Raw genomic sequence first — 23,180 nt, 5'->3', positions numbered from 1 at the left:
GTATCGATAGCTCAGTTAACCCTGAGCATTCAATGGGGAACACACTTCAACCGACAAGCTCTTTTGGGTTTGTCGGCTTTATTATGGACCGACTTTAATGAATTTTTGACTCAAGACGCCACTGGATTCATTAACGCTGAAACTCGGTCAATTAATTCTGTGGTCGAAAATCCCTTGGTGAGATAGGCCGTGGCCCCCACCCGCAGGGCCTCTTTGCTCCATTCCTCCGAAAGCCGTGAGGAGGACACCAAAATGGGAAAGACCATCGCCGCCTTCCGGCAGTGATCGACCAGGGTAAACCCGTCCATCTGGGGCATCTCAATGTCCGTAATCATCAGCCCCGGTTGTCCGTTTGCCTGCAGCCAGTTCCAGGCTTCCAGGCCATCGCGGCAGGTGTGAACCTGGTAGCCATAGTTCATCAAACTCACCTCCAAGCGGCGCCGCAGAAGCGCTGCATCGTCGACCACCAAAATTAGATTTGAGGCGCTGGCCTGGGGCACTGCCCCCGATCCCTGTGCCTCAGCGGCCAGGGTCAACTGGTCAGCCGCTGAAGACAGCAGCAGCGTGGCTAATTGCTGCGCTTCAATCACGGCGATGACTTCTCCAGTGGGCAACACAGTGGTTCCCATCAGACCCGCCGGAGGAGCCAAGGGACTGGGAATCGGGTTGATCAGCAGTTCAAGTTCCTCGATGAGATCGTCGATGACCAGCCAGAGCGCGCCACTGGAGGAGCTGCTAGCGGGATTGGGAATCCGCAAACAGATGAGGGTGTCCATTTTTTCTGCCGACATCGAAGCTGGCGGATACTGGGCCTGCCAATATTGAAGCAGGGGCAGCATCGGCTCTGGCTCTCCTGCGGAGACTCTCCGCCAGGGCGCAGCGGTGTTCTCGGTGACTGGGGTCATCTCACAGGTCTCATCCCAAAGCTGCATGGTTTGAATGTTGTCCATGGGAATGGCAAAGGTCCTTTCCCCGGCTTTGGCCACCAGGCAGGGAACCAGGAGGTGGGGGACAGGCACCTTTAAGTCAAAGGTGGTTCCCTGGCCAAGACGCGTTGTCAGCGTCAGGCTGCCGCCCAGGTCGCGCACCTGATGCAGCACGACATCCATCCCCACGCCGCGACCAGAAACGGCACTCACGTTTTCCTGGGAGCTAAATCCACTCTGGCACAGCACTGCGAGAAGTTGAGCATCACTGGTGGTATCGGTGAGGGGCAACCCCTTTTTCTGGGCAATGGCGCTAATTTTTTGGCGATCAATTCCCCGACCGTTGTCCGTTAAGGAGAGCAGGTAGTGGTTCCCCTGGCGCTGGAGTGAAAGGGTCAAGGTGGGATCGTCGGTTTTCCCAGCTTGAACTCGCTCCTGGGGGGAGTCCAGGCCATGGTCATAGGCGTTGCGGATCAGGTGCAGCAGCGCTGGCTCCAGAGCCTGAACGGTTCCGGCATCTAGGGTCTGACTTTCTCCCTGGATGATCAAGGTGGCGGGTTTGCCCATGCGGTTTATGAGGTCTCGTACCACGGCCCGCAGCCGGAAGGCCACAGACTTAAAGGACACCAGGCGGCTTTCCTCAATGGAATGCTGAAGAGCCTTAATGTTGAGATCAAGGTGCTCAAACTCCTGGCGTGTTTGTTGGGCGATGGAGGCAGCCTCCGCCCCCAGTTCTCCCAAACGCAGGCTGTTTTCCAGAAGGCGATTGATCGCGGTGTAACCGTTGCGATAGGTTTCCACCTTTGGCCCCTGTTGGTTCGACGTTTGGCGCAGATCGCGCATGAGGGCATAGTCGTCCTGAAGGGCGCGCAGTTGGGTAATGTAGCCCGCACTTTCCTCCGCGAGCTGCACCATGTTCGCAATTTGCTGATACAAAGACTGATAGCGTCCCTGGGCGGATCGGGCAGAGAGCAAAATATCCACCAGGGTTTGGGCGGATCGGTCGAGGCGCTCTAGGGGCACGGGAATTTGGGGGAGCTTACTGGCACTGGCAGGTTGGGCCAATGCGCGCTCAGGCGTCTGGGCAACCGCTGGGGCCGGCATCGCTGGGGCCGCTGGCTCAATTACCCACTCTGGCAGATCCTCGTCTGGTTTGGTGTCGCCTGAGGCCTGCTGGGTCAACCCCGGCGTTGCTGGATCTGCCAGGATCGTCTCTGGCTCTAGCATCGCTGGGTCTTGAGGATCCGAAACGCCCTGATCTGGCGACGCTAGCGGTAGGGAAGACCCCTCAAACTGCTGCAGGGCTGCTTCCAGCAGTTGCCCATCTTTCCAGAGGGTGGACTCTTCCAGGGCCGGTTCTGCAAGGGAGATAAGATTCTCCTCGTCAGGGTCTGAGGTCTCGGATAATCCAGGCTCCTCGGTCAGGGTTAGCGCTTCCTCTGCCAGGGCGACAATCCAATCAAATTCCCCGGAGGGGTCATCGGTCAGCGCTGCCGCAGCCGAGTCTTGGGCGGCTTCGACATTCTCTGGCAAATCGAGGTCCCAAGGCGCTGCCGGGGCTTCTGTGGAGGCCAGATCAGCCTCCCAAAGATCAAACATCTCCAGATCGGCCCCCAGGGGTGACTCTGCCGGGGGAGTCGTCACCAGATTTGCGTTGCTCAGTGCCTCTTGGGCTGCCTCGGACAGATCGCCAGCGGCCAGGGCACATTGCTTCAGTAGGGGTAAGAAGGTCTGACAGCGCGATCGCCAGATCGGAGCGTCCGATTCCAGGAGCAGTTGATAGAGCGGCTCTAGCAACTGCTGCCATCCAGATCCCATCTCTAAATTTTTGCCGACGCCCGCTAACCCTGCGAGGACCTGAGTGGCGATGTCCGCCAGATTGCCAGGCACCCCGCCGACCTCTGGCAGTTGCTCAACGGCCATCTCTAGATCGAGCACCATCAGATCGAATCCCTGGTTGGCAAAATCCTGACAAAGCTGTTGATGCTCATCCACCTGTTCCAGGTAGAGCTGTTTGACCTGATCGTGCAGCTGCTGGAGACGATCTAAAGAGGTTTGCAGGGCGGCCTGCCCTTCGTGATTGGAGAGGAGAAGGCTGCTAGTGACCACTTCTCCGGCTTCGGCCAAGATACGGCTAAGCTTGCCGTCGGCAAGCTCAGGTGCGGTTTGCAGATATCGTAAATCTGACAGTAAATCTTCCAGTTGCGTGGTGGTAGCAAGGACGGCGTCTGCCCCCACCGTTACGGCCCCTCCCTTAATGGTGTGAATACTGCGATAGATCTCTTGAATATCCTCGCGCCAGCGATGGGGGGTGAGGTTCTGGGTCAGATGCAGGTAGGATTGCAGGTATGTTTGAGTATCCACCTCAAACATGCTGCGTAGCTCTTGCTGAAGAGCTTCCTCCGCGAGATTAATCTCGACGTCAGCGGCAGGGATGAAATCTGGCATGGTGAAACGGTAAGGTCAAGGGGGCAAGAACTAGGCAGTTATCAGGGGCTGTTCAGCTTCAAAGCCAGCCACAGGGGAATAATCGGCATCGGCATCCAGGAGGTTCACCGTATCTTCAGCGGCCGGGGTCGCTGCGCTCAGCGGGGCAATCCAGGGCGTAGCGGCGGTGGACTCGGCATTCAGGGTGAAGAACTGCATCCGATCTAGCAGTTGCTGAGCAATTTTCTCCATTTTTTGAGCCTGTTGCTGGGTTAAACGGGACTGCTGCTCTGTTTTCGTACCGTCTCCTTGAATGTCTTCGATCGATTGCAGCGTGCGTGCGGCAGCACTGGCGATCGCCTCGCTGGACTGGGTGACCTGCTGACCCAACTGGGTCATTTGCTGGGTCACCCGCTTTAGATTGGTGAAGGAGTGGCTGGATCGATCCACCCGCTGGGTAAACTGGTCCACCAGCTGGTTAATCTCCTGGGTATCGTCTTGAATGCCAGAAACCGCCGATTGAATTTGCTGGGTCCGCTGCTGGAGCGTTTCCAGACTCTGGTTGGTCTGGGCGGCCAGATCGTTAACCTGACCGGCAATGGCCTCAAACTCTCGGGCAACGGTGGCAAACTGCTCCGGGTCGCGCTGTTCTGCAGCTCGGGAGGCCACCATGGAGGCATTGAAGGCCAGAACGCGCGTCAGGGAAGCCACCCGCTTCTGGGCTTGGGCAAACTGGGTCGCCATTTCCACAAAGGCATTCAGCGAGGTGACGCGACGGGTAATTTGCTGCGTCCCGATCCGCAGGCTCTGGAACCCATCGGTCATGGCGGTCATTTCCGACTCGCCCTGTTCCACCTCTGCTTGGGCCACCTGGAATGATTCGCTGGAGACCTTGGCCTGCTCCAGGGTATCCTGGGACAGCCGGTTCACCGCTTCCATCAGCTGCTGCACCCGCTGCACCGACTCCACCTGCTGCTGCGCCAGCTGACTGGTGGCGGCCGCTAAGGCTTCCACATCGTTAGCTCCCAAGTTCACCTGATTGGCCGTGGCATTCACGGTGGCAATGACCCGCGACATTTCCTCAATAAATTGGTTCAGCATGTCCGCCACTAGGCCCGTGATGCGATCGCTCACCGCTGCTTGGGCCGTAAAATCCCCGGCTTCCAAGCTGGACACAATGTCCAGTAGATGCCCCACATCTTGCTCTAGCACCTGGTTGGTTTCCTGCGTGGATTGGGCCTGCTGGGCCAGATCTTGCTGGGTACTTTCCAGGGCCGCATAGGCCGACTGGAGCGATTGCTGGGAGGCTTTGAGTTCTGCCTCTGCTTCTTCCCGGCGTCGGATGTCCTGACGCACCACGTACAAAATAAAGGACCAGCCCGCCACCAGGAACACACAGCTAATGCCGGTAAAGGACACCGCCCACAGCAGGCGATTGCTATAGTCTGACAGCTCCTGATCAATACCCTGCCTCACTTCGGCAATGGTGTTCTGGATTGCGTTAGAGTAAATTTTCTTATTGTCTTGGTAGTCAGTTCCCAAGAGAAGCTGAAAGGCCTCTTCCTTCTGGCCCTGCTTAATTAATTGAAAGGCTTGCTCTTCAATCTGAATCAAGCGGTCGTTGGCCGCGTCGGTTTTTTCCGATTCGGCCTTGGACTGTCCTGTGGACATCTGGGTCACAATATCAAGGGCCTTGGAAAGCTTGGGTTCATTTTCCCAGTAACGCGCCTCCCACATGGGATCGCCGGTGCTGGCTGCCATGCGAGCCGACATGGTTAGCACTTCATCCAGATAGACCACCTCATCGCTGGTGCTGCGTAGCTGCACCTGATTGGTGACGGAATTCTTAAATCCTTGATAGGTGGTCCAGACATTCCAGGTGGAAGATCCCAGGAGAACCACACTCAGCGCAACAGAGGTGGCAACGGTTTCTACCACATGGGTTTTAATGGCGTGGGCAAGGGGGGTAGAGGACAATCTGGAGAACTGGGACTTCATAGGGATAGCATCAATAGGAGGATAGCGTCAGGCAGATAAGGGTACCGATTGAGCATGGGGAGGGTTCCAGGGATAGTTCAAGCGGCCCTGATTCTAAACCGGTACAGCCTCAGGGGAAGCCTCGGCCCCGCTGGGCTCCGCGGGGGGGACCAGCGCTTCTGGAGTCTCCGAGTCGGAGGCGGCTGGAAGCTGGAAGAATTGAACGGTCTCTAGCAGCTTTCTAGATCGCTGCTTCATCTCCAGGGATCGTTTCAGGGTGGAGGCCATACGAGCCGTGGCGCGCTCGGATCGCTCGGAGATCTCTTGCAGGGCGCTGCGGGTATTTTCCGTGGCGGTGATAATCTTTTCATTGCCCTGGGCAACGGCGTTCCCAGATTTTTCCACCTCGGATGCTTTGGTTTGCACCTCGGTGAAGGCATGGGTGGATTGGGATACGCCGGCACTAAATTCACTCACCAGGCCATTGAGGTTTTGCACTTCTCGATCCACTTCAGACACCACACCGTGGATGTGGGCTGTCCGTTGCTGAAGCGACTCAAGTCCCAGGTTGGTTTGCTGGGCTAACTGTCGTACCTGGTTGGCAATGGTTTCAAACTCCCGCGCCACCTGCTGGAACAACTCCGGATTTCGCTGCTCGGCTGCTTTGGCTGCTACCAGGGAGGCGTTCAGGGCCAGCACCTGGGTTAAGGAGGCGGTTTGGTTTTGCTCCTGCACAAATTCATCGGCAAGACTCACAAATTCTCCCAGGGTTTTGATCCGCTGCACCATGCGATCGCTGCCCACCTGAAGCACCTCAATGCCCTGGTTCATCTGGGCGATTGCCCCTTGACCTTCTTCCACCACGGCGCGCACATCCCCAAGGGTTTCCTGGGTTTGGGCCACCTGACCAAGGGATTGCTGTGCTAGATCCCAAACCTGCTCGAGCAGTCCCTGCATGGCCATAACGTCCTGGGCTTGCTTTTCAATATCCTGGGCTACGCTGGTGGCGTCGTTGGCCACGGTGGTGGCGCTTCCTGAGGTGGCCTGAGCGGTCTCAGAAACCTGCGAGAGGATTCGCACCAGGTTTTCAATCAGGCGATTGAGAGTATCAGAAATGAGGCCCGTTTCTCGATCGCTCACCTCCGCCTCTACGGTCAGGTTCCCCGCTTCAATATCCAGCACCACATCTAGAATGTGGCCAATATCCTGCTGGAGCTGTTGGGATTGCTCGATGGTGGCCTGCTCCTGTTCCGCAATGCGAGAGGACTGCTCCTGCACCAGCTGCATTTTGACCGAGAGTTCCTCATTGGTTTGCTGGAGAGAATCCTGGGATCTGCGCAGGGCCTGTTCGGCGCGCAGGCGATCGCTTAAGTAGGTGCGCAATAGCCAAACCACGATCGCGCCGCTGAGGAGCAACAGTGGCAAGCTCACCCCGGCAAAGATTAAAGACTGCTGCAGCTGTTGGCTGTAGTTGCGCTGGAGTGAGAGGATTTCGTCGGCCACAACCTCAATGGTTTTTTCCACGCCTTCGGAATAGATCTCCTTTTGGGTTTGGTATTCTGCACTCAGCAGTAGTTGAAAGGCTTCCTCCTTCCGTCCGGCCTTCACTAGCTCAAAGGCCTTCTCCTCCATGGCAATGAGCTTTTCGTTGGCAGCATCCGTTTGCTGGGTTTGGGATTGGGCGACCGCTGGCACCAGCTTCGAGACCTGCTCGATGGCATTGGTCAGCTCCGGCTCGTTTTCCCAATAGCGCTGTTCCCACTTCGGATCGGCGGTGCTGGCCGCCATCCGCGCCGACATGGTGAGAACCTCATCGTAATAGACGATTTTATCGCTGAGACGCTGCAGCGTAAATTCGCGATCGATGGTGGTTTGAAACCCCCGGTAGAGCTGCCAGACGTTCCAGGTGGAGGCCCCAAATAACAGAACAGCTCCGGTCACAGAGGTGGCAATCGCCCCGCGCAGATGACTCAAGACAAAGGCTTTGAGTGAGTTAGGCGAGGAACCCTTGGGACCTGAATCGGAGGCGATGGCCGGGTTCACGGATGGATAGTCAGCAGTCATAGGATAAACTCATCTTAAAAAGACTAGGGGCCGGGGGAGGCCATCGATATCAATGCCCTCAATGATCAATGCCCTCAATGATCAATGCCTTAAACGGGATGCCAACGCTGGGGCTGACAGTCCGCCAGGGGCAGATCCTGAAGCTGAAACACCTGCACCTGAGGTCGCTGTTGGAAATCGGTGTCGGTGAGGGTTCCCAAAATTCGATCCACCAGAACCGCCACGCCCTGAAACTGCTGGGCCTTATCGTTTAATCGAATGGCCCGCAGGGTGTCTTGCCCTCCCCAGGCTGCCGGTGAAGTTGTCGCAGTTGCGTTTGGCCCCGCCAAGGGACAGCTCAACAATGGCACCATCTCCCCGCGATGATTCACCAGTCCCAGGATATGGGGGCCATAAAAGGGCAACTTGAAGATCTGGCTGCGCGATAGGATGAGGACTTCGTCCACCCAGCTGCTTGGGAATACCACCTCCTGGGTCTGCACCTGGGTCAGAATGCCTTCCACGGGGGCTGCATCTGCCGGGGATTCGCCCACCAAAGCGGCAGGATTGCGAAGATTAGAAACAGCGGGTTGGTCCATGGGTCAGCCATTCTCAGGAACTTTAGCAGGGTTTAGCAGGGTATCAGGTCTGGAGACTAGGCCTCAGGAGAGTAGGTCTCTGGAGACTAGGCTGGTTGCAGCAGCGTTGCCAGCTTTTCCTTCGTGGCAGGCTTGACCATATAGTGGTTGGCACCAGATCGCTTCAGACCATAACTGACCTCCAGGGGAGTGCCTTTGCTGGAGTAAAGCACGACGCGCTGATTCGCGGTGGCTGGATTGGCCCGGAGCTCACGTAGAAACTTGTAGCCGTCCTGTTCCGGCATAACAATATCTAAAAACAGGTAGTCATAGGCTTGCTGAGACACCTGGTTGATTACGCCCTGGGTGCTGGAGTAGGCATCTACCTCGTAGCCAAGGGATTCAAGCAAACTTGTCAAATGGTGACGATCCACTGAGCTGTCATCAATAATCAGAACTTTCACAACAAGACTCCTGGTAGGGTTTTCAAGCAAGAGAGGGGAAATAAAAAAGCGGACAGAAACATTCAGGTTCGGACCTGAACTACACCAACAGATCGCTCGAAAGAGGAGCGAGCTCGCGGAGGATGTCCCGGAGCTCTTGACGAAATTCCGGCACATCCTCGGCGGATCGAGGTTTAGCTAAAAATTTGCAGCTCGCCCACTGAGCGCGCCACTGGTTCGAAACGGACTTCTCGGCGGTCAGCATCACCAGAGGAATCTGAGCCAGGTCGGGTTCGCGGCGAATCTTTTTAATCAAATCAAACCCGGACACCTCTGGCATGTTGATATCTAGAAAGATGACCCTGGGCACCACCTGCGCCAGTTGGCTGACCGCGTTTACGGATTCATGGGAGGCATGGACAATGTAGCCCCAATGCTCCAGAAGGGTGCGAAACTGACGCACCAACACAGGTGAATCATCCACGATATAGATCTCTGGAATTTCGCTGCTTCCCTGGACGATTCCAGAGGGGCGATCGCTCTTGCACCCCTGGACCTGGATAATGTCTTGCTGAATCAAGGCGGAAAAGGACTTAGCCACCATCAGGCTGTCCTTTCCCATGGATTGAGCAATTTCAACGATGTTATTCCCGTCCTGAATTAAATTCTTCAGGGTCTGCCACTGGTTCTCTTGCAGCTTTTTGCCAGGTCCCTCGCGATCGGCCAGGGTGAGGGTTGTACTCAGTGTTGGAATATATTGCCGATGGGTGGCCCATTCCACGCGGCGACGAATGGACTCCAGCAGCATTGAGTTCACTTCAAACCCGTCAAAGGGAATGTAATCCTCAAATTGAGGATAGGGCGTGAAGAAGGCGCTCCCGTCCGTAGAATCAAGCAAGTATTGATCTAGCACATTGAGAAAGTAGGTGTGAAACGCCTGCTCAATCTCCGCCAGGGTGACCACGCCGGCAACCACCAGCTGCCGCAGGGTCTGCTTCAGTTGGAGATCTTGGGGGAGGAGCCCGGCTGATTTCAGGGCCTTGAGATGGGGGCCTAGTTTCCCTTTGCGAAGTCCTGAGAAGCGCAGCATTACCTCGATAAAGTGCTGGCAGGTGGGAACTTCGGCCCCGGAAAAGACTAACTGCCCATTGAGAAGACAAAGCACCCATTGCGCTGCTTCTCGGTCATCAGCAGCCTCAAAGTGAATGGTCCAGTAGCCGGTCAAGGCTCTTTTCGTGGCTTGACGGAGGTGACTGGTGAGCTCAGCGGATTTAAAGTTAAACCTTAAATCCGCTGAGTCCAGATGATTGGTTGGTTGAGAAGCAGCAAGAGTCATAGGGGAATTTCTGAGCGTTCTTACTCATCAGTGCGCCATTTACGAAGGAACGTCGGTTGAAATACTTAAGTTCTGCAAACCTGGTGTTCCGAGGCCCATAGATTCATAATTCCCAGCGGGAAGGGAGATGTATCAAAGGGCCTGCTTTTGCTCCTGCTCTAGATCCTGGCCTGTAGGCTCCGTCAACAACCCTGGCCAGACCGGCAAAGGGAGGGTCGGGGGATGGGGGGAGATGCGGGATGGGGGGGATTCGGGCCCTCCAGGACTTGGAGGCATATCTTATCTGTTAGGCTACGACCATGACAGCGTTTCCAGCTCGACTCCATGTGTTGCTTGCCAGGGATGCCCCCCTCGGGGTGGTGATTCGCCGTGGGCCAGCGAAGCAGGTGGCGACGGTGTTGTGGGATCGGCGGGGCGATCGCTGGGATCTAGGCCAATGGATGAAAGGGCGCATCTACGAGCGGCGCTGCGATCTGTCGCCAGACGGGAAATACCTGATTTATTTTGCGATGAATGGGCATTGGCAATCGCCGACTCGAGGATCCTGGACGGCCATCTCCCGTGCGCCCTACCTGAAGGCGCTGGCGCTGTTTCCCCAGGGGCACTGTTGGCTTGGGGGAGGACTGTGGACCGGACCGCGTCGCTGCTGGCTCAATGGCTGCGGACTCCACGGGGCGATGGGGACCATGCCAGAGGGGGTAGAACAGGAGGCGGATCCGCCTGCGCATTCGGTGGGGGGAGAATGTTTAAGCGTGTATTTTCCCCGGCTGCATCGGGATGGCTGGCACTGGGTGGATCGCAGCCAGGCGGGACAGGTGGATCGGCGAGACATCTGGGAGAAGGCGCGAGGGGATCAGTGGCGGCTGCGAAAAATTGCCCACGCCCAGGTCAATCCAGGGCCGGGCCGGGGCTGCTACTGGGATGAGCATGAGCTGCTGCATCCGGCAACGGGGCAGTGGCTGGAGTTCCCGGATTGGGAATGGGCGGAATGGGATGGGCCTCGGTTGGTTTGGGCCAGCGGCGGAAAGCTGTGGACCGGAACCTTAGGGGAGGCCGGATTGGTGGGGGAGCGAGTGCTGTACGACTTCAATGGTATGAGCTTTGAGGCCCGTCAGGCACCTGATTAGTTGCGGCACTGGATAGGCCGGCACCTGATTTATGCAGATCCGCCAGACTAAACCGCTAGTCCCGTGGAGATGCGATGCCCTTGGGTTGTGCGACTCCCTAGCGACCTGAGCTGCCGCCACGAACCAGTGTGCCGCCCAGCCCTACTCCCAGGGCTAACCCCATCACGGTGCTAACGGAAATGAAAAATAGCGATCGCTGGCGCGGGATGGAAGCCTCCAGACGCTGCTCTAGATGGCGAACCGTTGCCAATAGAGTCTGGGGATCATTGCCCCCTAGCTGCGGGAATTCCTGTGTCGTTTCCGGGTGCAAACGGGGCACCGAATCAGGCGCTGGCCTCGGCGCCTGGGAGGGGGAGGCAGCGGGGGGGCGATCGCGGGTGAGGGGCTGGCGATCGCAGATCGCCGCCGCGATCTGCTGCTCTAGATCCTGTCGCTGCGCCTCTAGCTGCTGAATGGTGGTCCGGTGTTCATTCCCACGGGATATCTCCGCCGCCAGCTTGCGCTGTAGATCCTGCAGGCGGGCATCTAATTCGTGAACCAGCGTCATATACTGATCCTTCAGGGTCCTTTCCTGATCTAACAGGCTCTGGAGCTGACGGATGGTGGATCGGGGCGGGTCCAGATACCGCTTGCGTTTGAGAACCGTTAGATCTCTCACTTGATGGCTCGGACCAAACTCCGTGCGCAGGGGCTTGGGATTGTTTGATGACGGGGCCGGTTGAGGGAACGGATAGCCCTTTCGTTGCCGATTGACCTTGGCGGTGAAGCACACCTCATCCCCTGGCTTAAGATTGAGTACCGCCCATTCCTGCCGAAATCGGAACCACCAGTGGTCAGGAAACACATCGCGGTTGGTCTTGACGAGCCGTAAATTGCGAACACACACCGTCATGACGGCTCCCTGCTTGGAATCAAAGGAGCCAAAGCGATCGATGACTCCTTTAAACCGATGAACCTGCCCCCTTACCGTAGCCAGTGGTACTGTCGGCATCTGGTTTCCTCCTCAATATGACGCTTCAGGGGTCCTTTTTTAGTGGGTCCTGTTACAGACCAAACCGCCCCGTCGTCACAATAGGAGCCAGCCGTCACGACTCTCGGTCGATTCCGTCTGCAGTTCTCGTAGGATAGACAAGCTTACTGCAACTTAGCACAAGCTGCGGGACATTAAGCATCAATGTTTAACGTTTAAAGTATTGTAATATTTAGCCCTGCCCCCAAAAGTTATGGTTGCTCCCGTCCCTGAACAACCACAGCTACAGGACCTGCTCAGAGTCGCGCTCGAACAAATGAAATCGCTTTAGGTCAAAGAGAAGATCCAGCCGTTCACCGGAAGAAATCTGCGCCCTGGGGTCAATTCTAGCCACCAGTTCCTGGCCATCGGCCAGGGTGAAGTAAACAATGCGCTCATGGCCCATAGGCTCGACCACGCCAACGGTGGCGCCAACGGCAAACGGCTCAATTCCAGGGGGGAGATAGGCCGGATGGTAGATGCTCTCAGGGCGAATCCCAAAAATGACTGCCGGATTGGGGGCGGCCCGGTAGCGCCCCTGCAGCGACTCAGGAATGGGCAGGGTGAGACCGGCTGTTTTAATTACCAAAGCGGCGTTCTCCTCTTGCAGGGTTGCGTTCAGGAAGTTCATGGAGGGACTGCCTAAAAATCCAGCCACAAAAACATTTTGGGGTGCTTCGTACACCCGTTCTGGCCGGTCCACCTGCTGCAGAACCCCCTGGTTCATCACGGCAATGCGCGTGCCCATGGTCATGGCCTCCACCTGATCGTGGGTCACATAGACGAAGGTGGTTCCTAAACTCTGGTGGAGTTTGCTCAATTCAGCGCGGGCTTGCACCCTCAGCTTGGCATCCAGGTTGGACAGCGGTTCATCCATTAAAAATACGGCTGGATTGCGGACAATTGCCCGACCCACGGCCACGCGCTGCCGCTGCCCTCCCGAAAGCTGTCGCGGCTTGCGATCGAGCAGGGCCTCAATGCCCAACTGCTGCGCCGCCGCCTGAACCCGCTGCCGGATTTCGGCCTTGGGAATGCCCTTGAGATCTAGACTAAAGGCCATATTCTCAAACACCGTCATGTGCGGATAGAGGGCGTAGGACTGAAACACCATGGCAATGTCTCGATCCTTGGGGGAAACGTCATTGACGCGGGTATTGCCAATTAAGATGTTCCCTGCGCTGATGTCTTCCAGCCCTGCCAGCATGCGCAGGGTCGTGGTTTTCCCGCAGCCGGAAGGCCCCACCAGCACCAGAAACTCCCGATCGTCAATGTCTAAATTCAAATGGTTGACCGCCACAAAGCCGTTTTCATAGCGCTTAGAAACCTGTTCAAATACAACCTTAGCCATGGCTTATCCCTTCACTGATCCGGCAAGCAGCCCGCGCACAAAATAGCGTTGCAGGGCAAAAAAGACAAATAGAGGCACGATCATGGAAATAAAGGCCCCGGCTGTCAACAGATGCCAGTCTTGGCCGCGATCGCCCACAAGATTACGCAGCACCAGGGTTACAGGTGCCACCGACTGATTCCCCCCCAGGTAAACCAGCGCCACCAGCAGATCGTTCCAGACCCACAAAAACTGAAATACGGCAAAGGAGGCGATCGCTGGCATCGAGAGCGGCACCACCAGTCGGGTGAAGATTTTTAGGTGGGAGGCACCATCTACTGCTGCCGCCTCAATTAGATCGCGCGGTAGCGCGGCAATATAATTGCGCAACAGATAAATTCCAAGGGGCAAACCATAGGCGGCATGGGCCAGCCACACGGCCACAAAGGTGCCCGCTAGATCCAACGCGTTGTAAGTGCGCAGGATCGGGATCAGGGTCATTTGCAGCGGCACCACCAGCAGCCCCACAATCGCCGCAAACAGCGCCTGGCGTCCGGGAAACTCCATCCAGGCCAGGGCGTAGGCCGCAAAGGTGGCAATTGAGATGGGAATCACCGTGGCCGGAATGGAGATGACCAGACTATTGAGAAAGGCCTGCCCCATCCCCTGGCTGGTGATCACGTCCCCATAGTTGCCCAGATGAAACTGGCTCAGGTCCCAGGGGGGCTGAAAAACGGTCCACCAGCCGCTCTCTAGCAAATCATCGCGCCGCCGAAAGGAGCTAATCAACAGGCCCAGGGTGGGCAGACTCCACAGCAGGGCCAGGGTGACCACCGCCAGGTGAACCGGCGCCCGGGCCAGAAATTTTTCCAAGGACGACTGCTGGCGGGGAAACGAGCGCTGAGGTGAGGTCATCGGTTCAACTCCTGCTGGCGAAAACGACGAATATTGGTCACCATGACCGGAATGACGGCTAGAAGTAAAATGGTGGCGATCGCGCTACCCCGCCCAAAGTCTCGATAGGTAAACATTTCCTTAATCATGCGGCTGGCAATTACATCGGTGTCCAGTTTGCCGCCAGTCATCACAAACACAATATCAAACACCTTGAGCACAAAGACCACCATGGTGGTGGTCACCACCGTCAGGGTGGGGCGAATGATCGGAATCATCACCCGCCAAAAAATCTGGAGTTCATTGGCCCCATCCATGCGGGCCGCTTCAATGACATCCTTGGGCACCCCCTTTACCGCGGAGGAGAGCAGCACCATGCAAAACCCCGTGTAGAGCCAAATCATGATCGCAATCAGGGCCAAGTTATTGAAGGTGCGATCCACCAGCCATCCCACTGGATCTGCTCCAAATCCAGTCACCAGGGCGTTCAGCAAGCCAATTTGTTCATAGCCCGAGGGCTGAAAGGCATAGACAAAGCGCCAGATGACGCTCGCGCCCACGAAGGAAATGGCCATGGGCAAAAAGATGAGCGATTTTGCCACCGCCTCGTAGCGAACCCGATCCACCAGCACCGCAATCACCAGCCCCAGGCTCACGCTCAGGCCCGTCACCAGCACCAGCCACAGCAGATTATTGCGAAAGGCAATGAGCATATCCTCATTGGTGAAGGCAAAGATATAGTTCTTGACCCCCACAAAATCTAGGGAGCGGCGATCAAAAAAGCTGATATAGAGAGTGCGCAGGGTCGGAAGCACCAGGTAAGCCGTGAGTAATAACACCGCTGGCCCCATATAGACCCAGGGCAACAATCGCTGACGCCAGGGCTTGGGAAACCGCTCCACCAGCAAATTTAGGCCATAGAAAAGCGCCACGACCCCCCCGGACCCAATTAGAATCGCCAGAAGGGCATTCAAGATACGCAAGAGGTTCTCCGTCATTGTTCTTCGCTCCTCAATTCGCTCCTCAATACACACTCAACCTGAGGTGGCTCCGCTTGACTGCGAGTCTGGCTTCCCTGAGCCCGGTTTCCCTGAGCCCGGTTTCCCTGAGCTCAACTTCCTCTGGCCAGGCTACACTCAGGCAAGCTTCTCCTGGTCAGACTCTACCTAGGCAAGCTTCACCCAGGCAAGCTTTATCTGGGCAAGCTTCACCCAGGTCGGCCTTCCCCACACCTCACTGAGGCCAGCTAGCCTCAATACTCTCCAGCACCTCATTCACCGATTGTCCCGAGACGTAATCCACAATCCCGGACCAAAAGGTGCCTGTCCCCACAGCCCCTGGCATCAGGTCAGATCCGTCAAAGCGAATGGTCTCGGCAGAGGTGAGAATTTCGGCCTGCTTCCGCGTCACTGCATTGGGATACACCTCCAGTCCCACCTGTTGATGGGGCGAGAGAAATCCCCCAAGCTCGGCCCAAATTTCGTGGGGTTCCGGTGATGCTAGATATTCCATCAGCGCCCGCGCCTGCGGTGTATCGTTAAACATGCCAAACACATCCCCGGCCACCAGGACCGGAGCCCCAAATTGCGGGTTAATCTCCGGCAGGACAAAGACATCAACATCTTGATTTAGATCCACCGTTTCGGGAAAAAAGCTAGCGATGAAATTGGCTTGACGGTGTAGATAGCAGCGAGGCGGATTGTCAAATAACCCCCGCGGCGCATCCCCAAAGGGCGTACTAATGGCGCCCACGTTGCCCCCCACCACATACTGCGGATTAAGCGCTACTTGGCCAAAGGTTTCAAAGGCGGTTTTGACGCGACTATCGTTAAAGGGAATCTGATGGGAGGTCCACTGGTCGTAGACCTCTGGACCTGCGGTGCGCAGCATAATATCCTCAACCCAATCCGTTCCCGGCCAGCCAGTGGCGCTCCCGCTCTCCAGGCCCAGACACCAGGGCGTTCCCCCGTCGGCCACCATTTGATCGCTGAGTGCCATCAGCTCTGACCAAGTCTTCGGAGTCTGGTATCCCTGAGCCTCAAACACATCCGGACGGTACCAAACCAGGCTCTTGACGGAGGCGCGGTACCAGATGCCGTAGAGTGTATCCTCCACGGTCCCTAAATCCAGCCAGGTTTGGGGGTAGGCCTCCTGCAGCGTTTGAGGCTCTAAAAAGGAGGTGATGGGCACCAGTTTTCCCTCCTTGGCAAAGCCCGCCATCAGCCCAGGCTGGGGAAACATGGCCACATCGGGGGCATCTCCCGACTCGACCCGGACGGGCAACAGGGTCGCAAAGGCGTCGGTTCCCTCGTACACGACATCGATGCCTGTTTTTTCCTCAAAGGGGGCCAGGGCTTGTTCTAGCTTCTGCTGCTGCTCTCCCACCACCACCCCCAAGATCGTGACGGTGTTGCCGCTCTCTGAGCTACCGCCGCCACAGCCTGACAGCAGCAGGGTCAAAAGCAGGGTGGAACTCAGCACGTATTTCATAGAAACAGTCCTCGGTTGCGTCAGACGGGCGTATTTTAACGTGTTTCCGCCGCCGCTCTGATCCGGGTTGGCGATCTGGACGGTTTCTAAGCGCGATCCTCAAGGCTGATTGTCTGGGTTCCAGAGGGACTGGACATGCGCCAATCTTAGCCCTGGATAGGTATCTGGGGAAGGGTGAAGAAAAAGGTAGTGCCCTGGTGCGGCTCGGATTCGACCCAAATCTGTCCCTGGTGACGATCGACAATTTTTTTGCAGGTGGCCAACCCAATGCCGGTTCCCGGATATTCCTCACGCGTGTGGAGGCGATGAAAGATTTGAAAAATACTGTGAGCGTCTGCTGCGGCAATGCCAATGCCGTTATCCTGGACCCCAAAGATCCACTCGCCCTGTTTTTGCACAGCGGAGATATGGATACGGGGCCTTTGACCGGCGGGTTGATATTTAATGGCGTTGCTCAATAGATTTTGAAACAGCTGTCCGAGCTGGGTTTCATTGCCATAGATCGTGGGTAGGGGATCTGTGGTGATGGTGGCTTGGGTACGGTGGATGGCGGGCTGGAGATCCAGGAGCACCTGATCTAGTACGGCTTCACAGTCTACACATTCCACGGGCTTGGGCGCGCTGTTAATTCGTGAATAGTGGAGTAAATCCCGAATCAGACGCGACATGTGCTTGCTGGCATTGATAATGTCGCCCACGTATTGATGAATCGGTTCATCGGGGCGATCGCCATAGAGGGCGTCAATAATGCCGGCAAATCCTAAGACGACCTGTAGCGGCTGCTGCAAGTCGTGGGAGACCACGTAGGCAAACTGCTCCAGTTCCTGATTCGAGCGCACCAGTTCCTGGTTCAGATGCTGCAGTTGATCTAGGTTCTGCTGACGCTCGATGGCGTAATGAATGGCTCGAATCAGCCAGCTGCGCTGGAGTTCTCCCTTCGGTAGGTAGTCCTGGGCGCCCTCGCGCAGGGCCGCGATCGCCACGGCCTCATCATCTAATCCGGTGAGGACCAAGATCGGCGTTTCGGGATTCGCCTGTTGAATCGCCTTCACCGTCTCTAGGCCTGAGCTGTCGGGGAGCGATAAATCCAGCAAAATAGCGTCAAAGCAATGCTGATCGAGGCTGTGAAGGGCAGCGCGTAAATCCTCGCAGTGGGTGAGCTGTATCTGCGTCTCCTGCACCAGCAACTTCCGCAGCAGATAGGCATCTGCCCGATTATCTTCCACCAGAAGGAGCTGGAGCGCGTCATGACTCATCGTGATTGCAACAACCCAAGGACATTAGAAGACAACGTTGACGGTTTCGTCTTCAGGTTAATCGGGTTTGAGGGTGGCGGGCAACTCCACTGCCGATTAAATGGGGGTGGGCAACTGCACAATGGTGAGCCAGAACTCTTCAATGGACTGCACCACGCTCGTAAATTGCCGAAGGGTGACCGGCTTGGTGATATAGCAGTTGGCGCGTAGGGCATAGCTTTTCAAAATGTCCTCTTCTGCGGCGGAGGTGGTTAAAATGACCACGGGAATGGAGGCAAAATCTGCATCCTGTTTAATTTCAGCGAGTACCTTACGGCCATCTTTTTTAGGCAAATTGAGATCTAGCAAAATTAGATCTGGGCGAGGGGCCTGGGCATAGGGACCCAAACGGCGCAGAAACTGCATGGCCTCTACCCCATCTTCAACAATGTGCAGGTGGTTCAGGACCTTTGCCCGCTCGAAGGTTTTGGCGGTTAGCTTGGCGTCGCTGGGAGAGTCCTCCACAAGCAAAATATCGACGGGTCTAGAAGCTTGGATATCCATGCTGATGTTTTAAGAGGCGGGCTGCGGCGTGTAAACCGAGGGATCCACCGGCAGGGTGAAATAAAAGCATGCCCCTTGATCTGGGGTGGAGTCAACCCAGATGCGCCCCCCGTGACGCTGAACAATTTTACGACAAATGGCTAGACCAATCCCGGTTCCTTCGTAGGTTTGCCGACGGTGCAGTCGTTGAAAAATCACAAAAATCTGATCGAAATATTCTGGGCTAATACCAATTCCATTATCGCGCACATAGAACTGCCATTCACTCGGGTAGCGCTGAACGCCGATGTGAATTTGCGGCGGCGGCTGTCCCCGAAATTTCAAGGCGTTGCCAATCAGGTTTTGAAATAGTTGATAGAGTTGGGACGGGTCGGCTTGGACCACGGGTAAGGGGTCATAGCTCACCTGGGCTTCACCTTCGGCGATCGCCAGGGACAGACTTTCCAGGACCGACTGCAGCACCGTAGTGCAGGATATGGACTGGAAGGCCTTGCCCCGCCTTCCCACCTGGGAATAGGTGAGCAGATCCTTAATGAGCTGCTGCATCCGGGCCGCGCCATCGACGATGAACTCAATGTATTCATTGGCCTCGGATCCCAGGCGATCGCGATATTCCAGGGCGAGCAGTTCGGTAAAGCTGCTAATCGTGCGCAGGGGCTCTTGCAAATCATGGGAGGCCACGTAGGCAAACTGCTCCAACTCGGCGTTGGAACGCTCCAGGTCTTGGGCGCGTTCCTCCAGGGCGCGGGTGCGTTCTCGCACCTTGGATTCTAGCTGTTCATTGACCTGGCGTAGGGCCTCCTCCGCCTCATGGCGCTCCGTAATGTCTGTGTGGGTTCCAATCATCCGCAGTGGCCGCCCCTGGTCATCGCGTTCCACCACCTGACCCCGGTTTAAAATCCATTTGTAGGATCCGTCCTTACAGCGGACGCGGTGTTCGTTCTGATAGAGGGCGCTCTCCCCCTGGAGATGGCGATTGAGGGCCGCATGGCACTGTTCTCGGTCCGCCGGATGTATCCGCTTCTCCCATTCCCATCGATGGGGGCCAATCTCTGGGTCTCCATAGCCGAGCATGGCTTTCCACTGGTGTGAAAAAAACACCTCCTGGGTTTGCAGATTCCAATCCCACACCCCCTCGCCAGCCCCTTCCAGGGCAAATTGCCAGCGGGCTTCGCTGGCCCGCAGGGCCTCCTCCACCTGCTTTCGCTCCGTAATATCGCTGATGGACCCGGCCATGCGCGTGGGCTGCCCTTGGGCATCCCAAATGGCCTGGCCACGGGCGTAAATCCAGCGATAGTCTCCCCCCTTGGCCCGCAGGCGATATTCCACGGCATAGGGAACCCCCTGTTCCAGATGGGCCGTCAGGGCCGCTAAAATGCGATCGCGATCCGCTGGGTGCAGTCGTGACTCAAAGACGCTGAACTGGGTGTCCAGCTCGTGATCCTGGTAGCCCAGGATGGCCTTGCATCGGGGAGAGTAGTAGACCTCATTGGTGAGAACATTCCAATCCCAGATGCCGTCCTGGGAACCCTGAACCGCGAGGGTATAGCGTTCCTGACTTTCTCGCAGGGCAGCTTCGGCTTGCTCTAGCTTACGCAGCTTTTCACTGAGTAAGGCGTTGAGGCGTTGGAGTTCCAGCGGTTGGGGATCCATGGGATGACCTGGGACGAATGAAGGGGGACGCGATGGCCTGGGACCCATTACTGGGGATCAGCCGGGGGCAATGGACGGGGGTTATGTTTAAAGTATGCCTCTAGCACCTGTAAGGTCATGGGACCGGCCACGGACCCGCCACCGCCGCCGGTATTTTCCCCGAAGGCCACCACCACAATTTCTGGCTGATCATAGGGGGCAAAGGCCCCAAACCAGGTGTGGGACCGACGCGGCGGGTCCTCTCCGGTGCCGCTCTTGCCGGCGGCAGGGGGAATGGTGGGAACGTTCAGGGCGGGTCCGGTGCCGCCGGTGACCACGGCTCTCATGCCCTGACGCAGCACGGCAAGGGTGCTGGGCTTCAGATGTAGCGGCAGGGGTGGGCCCTGGGCCGCAGAGTCGGTTAAATGGGGCCGGATGCGATACCCTCCGTTGGCTGGCACTGCAAAGACCACCGCCGACTGCAGGGGGGTCATTTGCACCGCACCCTGGCCAATGGCGATCATGACTGAATCTGCCGGGAACCACTGGACGCCCAGGGTGGCCTCTTTCCAGGCTGGCGTCGGGATAAAGCCCGCGGCTTCTCCTGGCAGATCGATACCGGTGGGTTCACCGACCCCTAGCTTTTTGGCCCATTGGATCACCGTTTCCGGCTTAGATCGCACGGCAACTTGCCCAAAAAAGGTATTGCTACTCCACTGCAGGGCTGTCACGAAGCCAATGGGGCCAAAGCCTGCACCATTCCAGTCGCTCACCCCATGCACTGCCGGATAGGTCATGAGGATGGAGTTGGGTTGGAAGGTTCCTGATTCTAAGCCCGCGATCGCCGTAATCACCTTGAAGGTGCTGGCGGGCGGAAAGCCCTGGGTGGCGCGGTTCACAAAGGGGAAGGTCTGACCTTGCAGGGCTTTCCATTCCGCTTCGCTCATGGACTTAGAAAACCAGTTGGGGTTAAAGGCGGGTTTACTCGCCATGGCTAAGACTGCGCCCGTGCGCGGATCAAGGGCCACAATAGCCCCCTGCTTGTCCGCCAGTGCCTTTTCTGCGGCTTTTTGCACATCCAGATCCAGGGTGAGGGTCAGGGATTGACCTGCGCGGGCGGGTTTTTCTCCCAGAATGCGCACCACCTGACCCGATCCGTTGACCTCCACCTGTTCGCCGCCCCACTGTCCGTGTAAGGTGCGATCGTGAGTATATTCCACCCCCAACTGCCCCACCAGGTCTCCCAGGCGATAGGCCTGTTCCGATGGGTTGGCTGCCGCCAGATCCTGATTCCAGCGATCAAGCTGCTGTTCATTAATTTCGCCAATGTAGCCCAGCACGTGGGCGGCCAAGTCCCCGTGGGGATACACTCGCACTGGCTCTTTCCCAATGTGAATACCCACCAGATCATTCCGGCGTTCGGCCAGGGCCACCACCTGGGAAAAGCTCAAATTTTTAGCCACCCGCGACAGGTATTGAGAATATCCATCACCCTGGCGGACCTTTGCCATCAGGTCTGGGGGCGTCAGGTGGAGGACACGACTCAAAATCGCCAGCGTTTGCGGCCATTCTGGCTCCTCGGCGGCCCCCGGCCAGACAAACAGGGAATAGTTAAACTCGCTATTGGCCAGAAGGCGTCCCTTCCGGTCTAAAATTTTCCCGCGCTCCGGGGCCTCCGGAATGACCCGAATGCGATTTTCCTCTGCCAATTCCTGGTTCCGGCTCCCTTCGATGAGCTGCAGCATCACCAGTCGCGGCAGAATCAATCCAAACAGCAGCAGCGTCACAAAGCCCAATACTACCGCTGTGCGACTGTTTTCACGTCCCAGTTGTCGATCCGGGGCAATGCGGTATTTCTGGGACTGAGGGGCCTGCTGTTGTAGCACCATAGGAGGATCTGGGAGGAGGGGCATCTCAATTTCCATGCTAGTGCAGCCCCAGGATCCTCGTTAGATCCTGGTGGTGAGGGAAGCGGAGAGGCGAGTGGCCGCAGAACTACCCCGGACTGAGGCGATGCGTTTCCCTCCGGTTTTCCCAACGCTTCGTGACAGCTGTTGCTAGGTCCCTTATGCTTTGCATAGATCCTCCGATATTTTGCCTCCCTTTACCCGACCCCGTTTCTACCCATTCCCATGCCTTCAGTACTCTCTTTTCTCCAAACCCTCAGTCCCTGGTGGGTGGGGGCTGGGGTCACCGGACTGCTCATTTTGGTGGCGATCGCCTTACCCAAGAAAATCCTCACCCCTGCTGGGTTAGCCCATGCCTGGGTCCTGGGCACCATAACCTGGGGGGGATTGGGGTGGCCTGGTTTTGTCCTGATAATGTTCTATTTGGGAGCGGGGTCAGCGGTGACCTTTGTGGGGATGGATCAAAAGGAAGCGGCGGGGATTGCCGAGGAGCGATCGGGGCAGCGAGGGCCGGGAAATCTCTGGGGATCGGCCTTGACCGGGACGGTGTGTACCCTATCAGCCTTAATCTGGCCGCAATATTTAGCCCTGTTGAAGCTTGGTTTTGTGGCCAGCTTCGCCACCAAGCTCTCGGATACCTGTGCTTCAGAGGTGGGAAAGGCCTACGGAAGACGAACCTACTTAATTACCACCTTTCAGCCGGTGCCCCCAGGCACAGAGGGAGCCGTTAGCTTAGAGGGAACGATGGCGGGAATGGCGGGATCGGTGGCGGTGGCACTCTTTGGCTGGATCACAGGCCTGATTGAACCGATGGGGATCGTGGGATGTGCGATCGCGGCATTTGTGGCCACCAACATCGAGAGTGTCTTGGGTGCAACCATTGAAGAGAAGATCCCGGTTTACCCGCATCACGTTGTAAATATCATCAACACGGCGATCGGGGCGATTGGAGCAATTATCCTGGTATTGCTCAAAGACCCAAAGTGAACGAAGAGAAGGTATTTTCCCAGCGAAAGGAATCAAAAAAGGTATGTAGCCATATGGTTACTATCTCCAGGATGCAAAAAATGAAGTACACAGCGCGCTAAAAATGACTAAATCAAGCAAAAGCTGTAGGTGCAAAGCGATTATCATGACACTTGAAGGGTAGGCGCGCCATTGTAAAAGTGTTAAATTATCCGGTGAAAGTAAAAAACGAAAGTGTTAGTTAAGATTTCTCCCAAAGAGATAGGGAGAGAGCAGTTTAACCGGGGGGGGAGGCAATG

17 protein-coding genes are annotated in these 23,180 nt (G+C 56.7%); 2 read left to right on the top strand and 15 right to left on the bottom strand.

Translation table 11 applies throughout. The features are described from left to right. Nucleotides 1-110: 110 nt before the first annotated feature. The 6 genes from QQ91_RS19075 to QQ91_RS19050 all read right to left on the bottom strand — a co-directional run bounded on the left by QQ91_RS19075 (nucleotide 111) and on the right by QQ91_RS19050 (nucleotide 9,730). Entirely contained in the window at nucleotides 111-3,374 is a 3,264-nt protein-coding gene (locus tag QQ91_RS19075; RefSeq protein ID WP_166277469.1) for a response regulator, read from the bottom strand. Between the two features lie 30 nt (nucleotides 3,375-3,404). Then, nucleotides 3,405-5,351 (bottom strand): methyl-accepting chemotaxis protein, encoded by a 1,947-nt coding sequence (locus QQ91_RS19070; protein ID WP_166277467.1) that lies wholly within the window; start codon nucleotides 5,349-5,351, stop codon nucleotides 3,405-3,407. A gap of 93 nt (nucleotides 5,352-5,444) precedes the next feature. Further along, a complete protein-coding gene (locus QQ91_RS19065) occupies nucleotides 5,445-7,394 on the bottom strand; it encodes a methyl-accepting chemotaxis protein (RefSeq protein WP_166277465.1) in 1,950 nt (649 codons plus the stop codon). 89 nt (nucleotides 7,395-7,483) lie between these two features. Continuing rightward, nucleotides 7,484-7,972, bottom strand: a complete 489-nt coding sequence (locus QQ91_RS19060; protein WP_166277463.1) for a chemotaxis protein CheW — start codon at nucleotides 7,970-7,972, stop codon at nucleotides 7,484-7,486. A gap of 86 nt (nucleotides 7,973-8,058) precedes the next feature. Further along, nucleotides 8,059-8,415: a response regulator gene (locus QQ91_RS19055; RefSeq protein WP_166277461.1), complete on the bottom strand. Its 357-nt coding sequence runs from the start codon at nucleotides 8,413-8,415 to the stop codon at nucleotides 8,059-8,061. 79 nt (nucleotides 8,416-8,494) lie between these two features. Then, nucleotides 8,495-9,730 (bottom strand): response regulator, encoded by a 1,236-nt coding sequence (locus QQ91_RS19050; RefSeq protein ID WP_166277458.1) that lies wholly within the window; start codon nucleotides 9,728-9,730, stop codon nucleotides 8,495-8,497. A 299-nt stretch (nucleotides 9,731-10,029) separates the two neighbouring features. On the opposite strand from QQ91_RS19050, the gene QQ91_RS19045 reads away from it, so the two are divergent. Continuing rightward, a complete protein-coding gene (locus tag QQ91_RS19045) occupies nucleotides 10,030-10,857 on the top strand; it encodes a hypothetical protein (RefSeq protein ID WP_166277456.1) in 828 nt (275 codons plus the stop codon). 97 nt (nucleotides 10,858-10,954) lie between these two features. On the opposite strand, the gene QQ91_RS19040 is transcribed toward QQ91_RS19045, so the two are convergent. The 9 genes from QQ91_RS19040 to mrdA all read right to left on the bottom strand — a co-directional run bounded on the left by QQ91_RS19040 (nucleotide 10,955) and on the right by mrdA (nucleotide 21,921). Next, on the bottom strand, nucleotides 10,955-11,848 hold the full coding sequence (locus QQ91_RS19040) for a coiled-coil domain-containing protein (protein ID WP_166277454.1): 894 nt from the start codon (nucleotides 11,846-11,848) through the stop codon (nucleotides 10,955-10,957). Nucleotides 11,849-12,110: 262 nt separating this feature from the next. Continuing rightward, entirely contained in the window at nucleotides 12,111-13,214 is a 1,104-nt protein-coding gene (locus tag QQ91_RS19035) for an ABC transporter ATP-binding protein (RefSeq protein ID WP_166277452.1), read from the bottom strand. A 3-nt stretch (nucleotides 13,215-13,217) separates the two neighbouring features. Beyond that, nucleotides 13,218-14,108: a carbohydrate ABC transporter permease gene (locus QQ91_RS19030; RefSeq protein WP_166277450.1), complete on the bottom strand. Its 891-nt coding sequence runs from the start codon at nucleotides 14,106-14,108 to the stop codon at nucleotides 13,218-13,220. Then, nucleotides 14,105-15,085, bottom strand: coding sequence for a carbohydrate ABC transporter permease (locus tag QQ91_RS19025; protein WP_166277448.1), 981 nt, complete (start codon nucleotides 15,083-15,085; stop codon nucleotides 14,105-14,107). Before QQ91_RS19025 ends, QQ91_RS19030 begins: the two co-directional genes overlap by 4 nt. A 235-nt stretch (nucleotides 15,086-15,320) precedes the next feature. After that, complete coding sequence (locus QQ91_RS19020; protein ID WP_166277446.1) at nucleotides 15,321-16,577, bottom strand: ABC transporter substrate-binding protein; 1,257 nt, start codon at nucleotides 16,575-16,577, stop codon at nucleotides 15,321-15,323. 146 nt (nucleotides 16,578-16,723) lie between these two features. Then, nucleotides 16,724-17,833: a sensor histidine kinase gene (locus QQ91_RS19015; RefSeq protein WP_166277445.1), complete on the bottom strand. Its 1,110-nt coding sequence runs from the start codon at nucleotides 17,831-17,833 to the stop codon at nucleotides 16,724-16,726. 96 nt (nucleotides 17,834-17,929) lie between these two features. Beyond that, a complete protein-coding gene (locus QQ91_RS19010) occupies nucleotides 17,930-18,376 on the bottom strand; it encodes a response regulator (RefSeq protein ID WP_166277443.1) in 447 nt (148 codons plus the stop codon). A gap of 9 nt (nucleotides 18,377-18,385) precedes the next feature. Beyond that, entirely contained in the window at nucleotides 18,386-20,029 is a 1,644-nt protein-coding gene (locus QQ91_RS19005) for a PAS domain-containing sensor histidine kinase (protein ID WP_166277441.1), read from the bottom strand. Between the two features lie 47 nt (nucleotides 20,030-20,076). Beyond that, the gene (gene mrdA / locus QQ91_RS19000) at nucleotides 20,077-21,921 is read right to left on the bottom strand and encodes a penicillin-binding protein 2 (protein ID WP_236095968.1); all 1,845 of its coding nucleotides are present in this window, start codon (nucleotides 21,919-21,921) and stop codon (nucleotides 20,077-20,079) included. Between the two features lie 219 nt (nucleotides 21,922-22,140). On the opposite strand from mrdA, the gene QQ91_RS18995 reads away from it, so the two are divergent. Then, complete coding sequence (locus QQ91_RS18995) at nucleotides 22,141-22,902, top strand: TIGR00297 family protein (RefSeq protein WP_166277427.1); 762 nt, start codon at nucleotides 22,141-22,143, stop codon at nucleotides 22,900-22,902. Nucleotides 22,903-23,180 lie beyond the last annotated feature (278 nt).

The organism is Lyngbya confervoides BDU141951 (assembly GCF_000817775.3).
GTDB classification, from domain to species: Bacteria; Cyanobacteriota; Cyanobacteriia; order Thermosynechococcales; family Thermosynechococcaceae; genus Lyngbya; species Lyngbya confervoides.
This window is presented reverse-complemented; position numbering and strand designations above follow the sequence as displayed.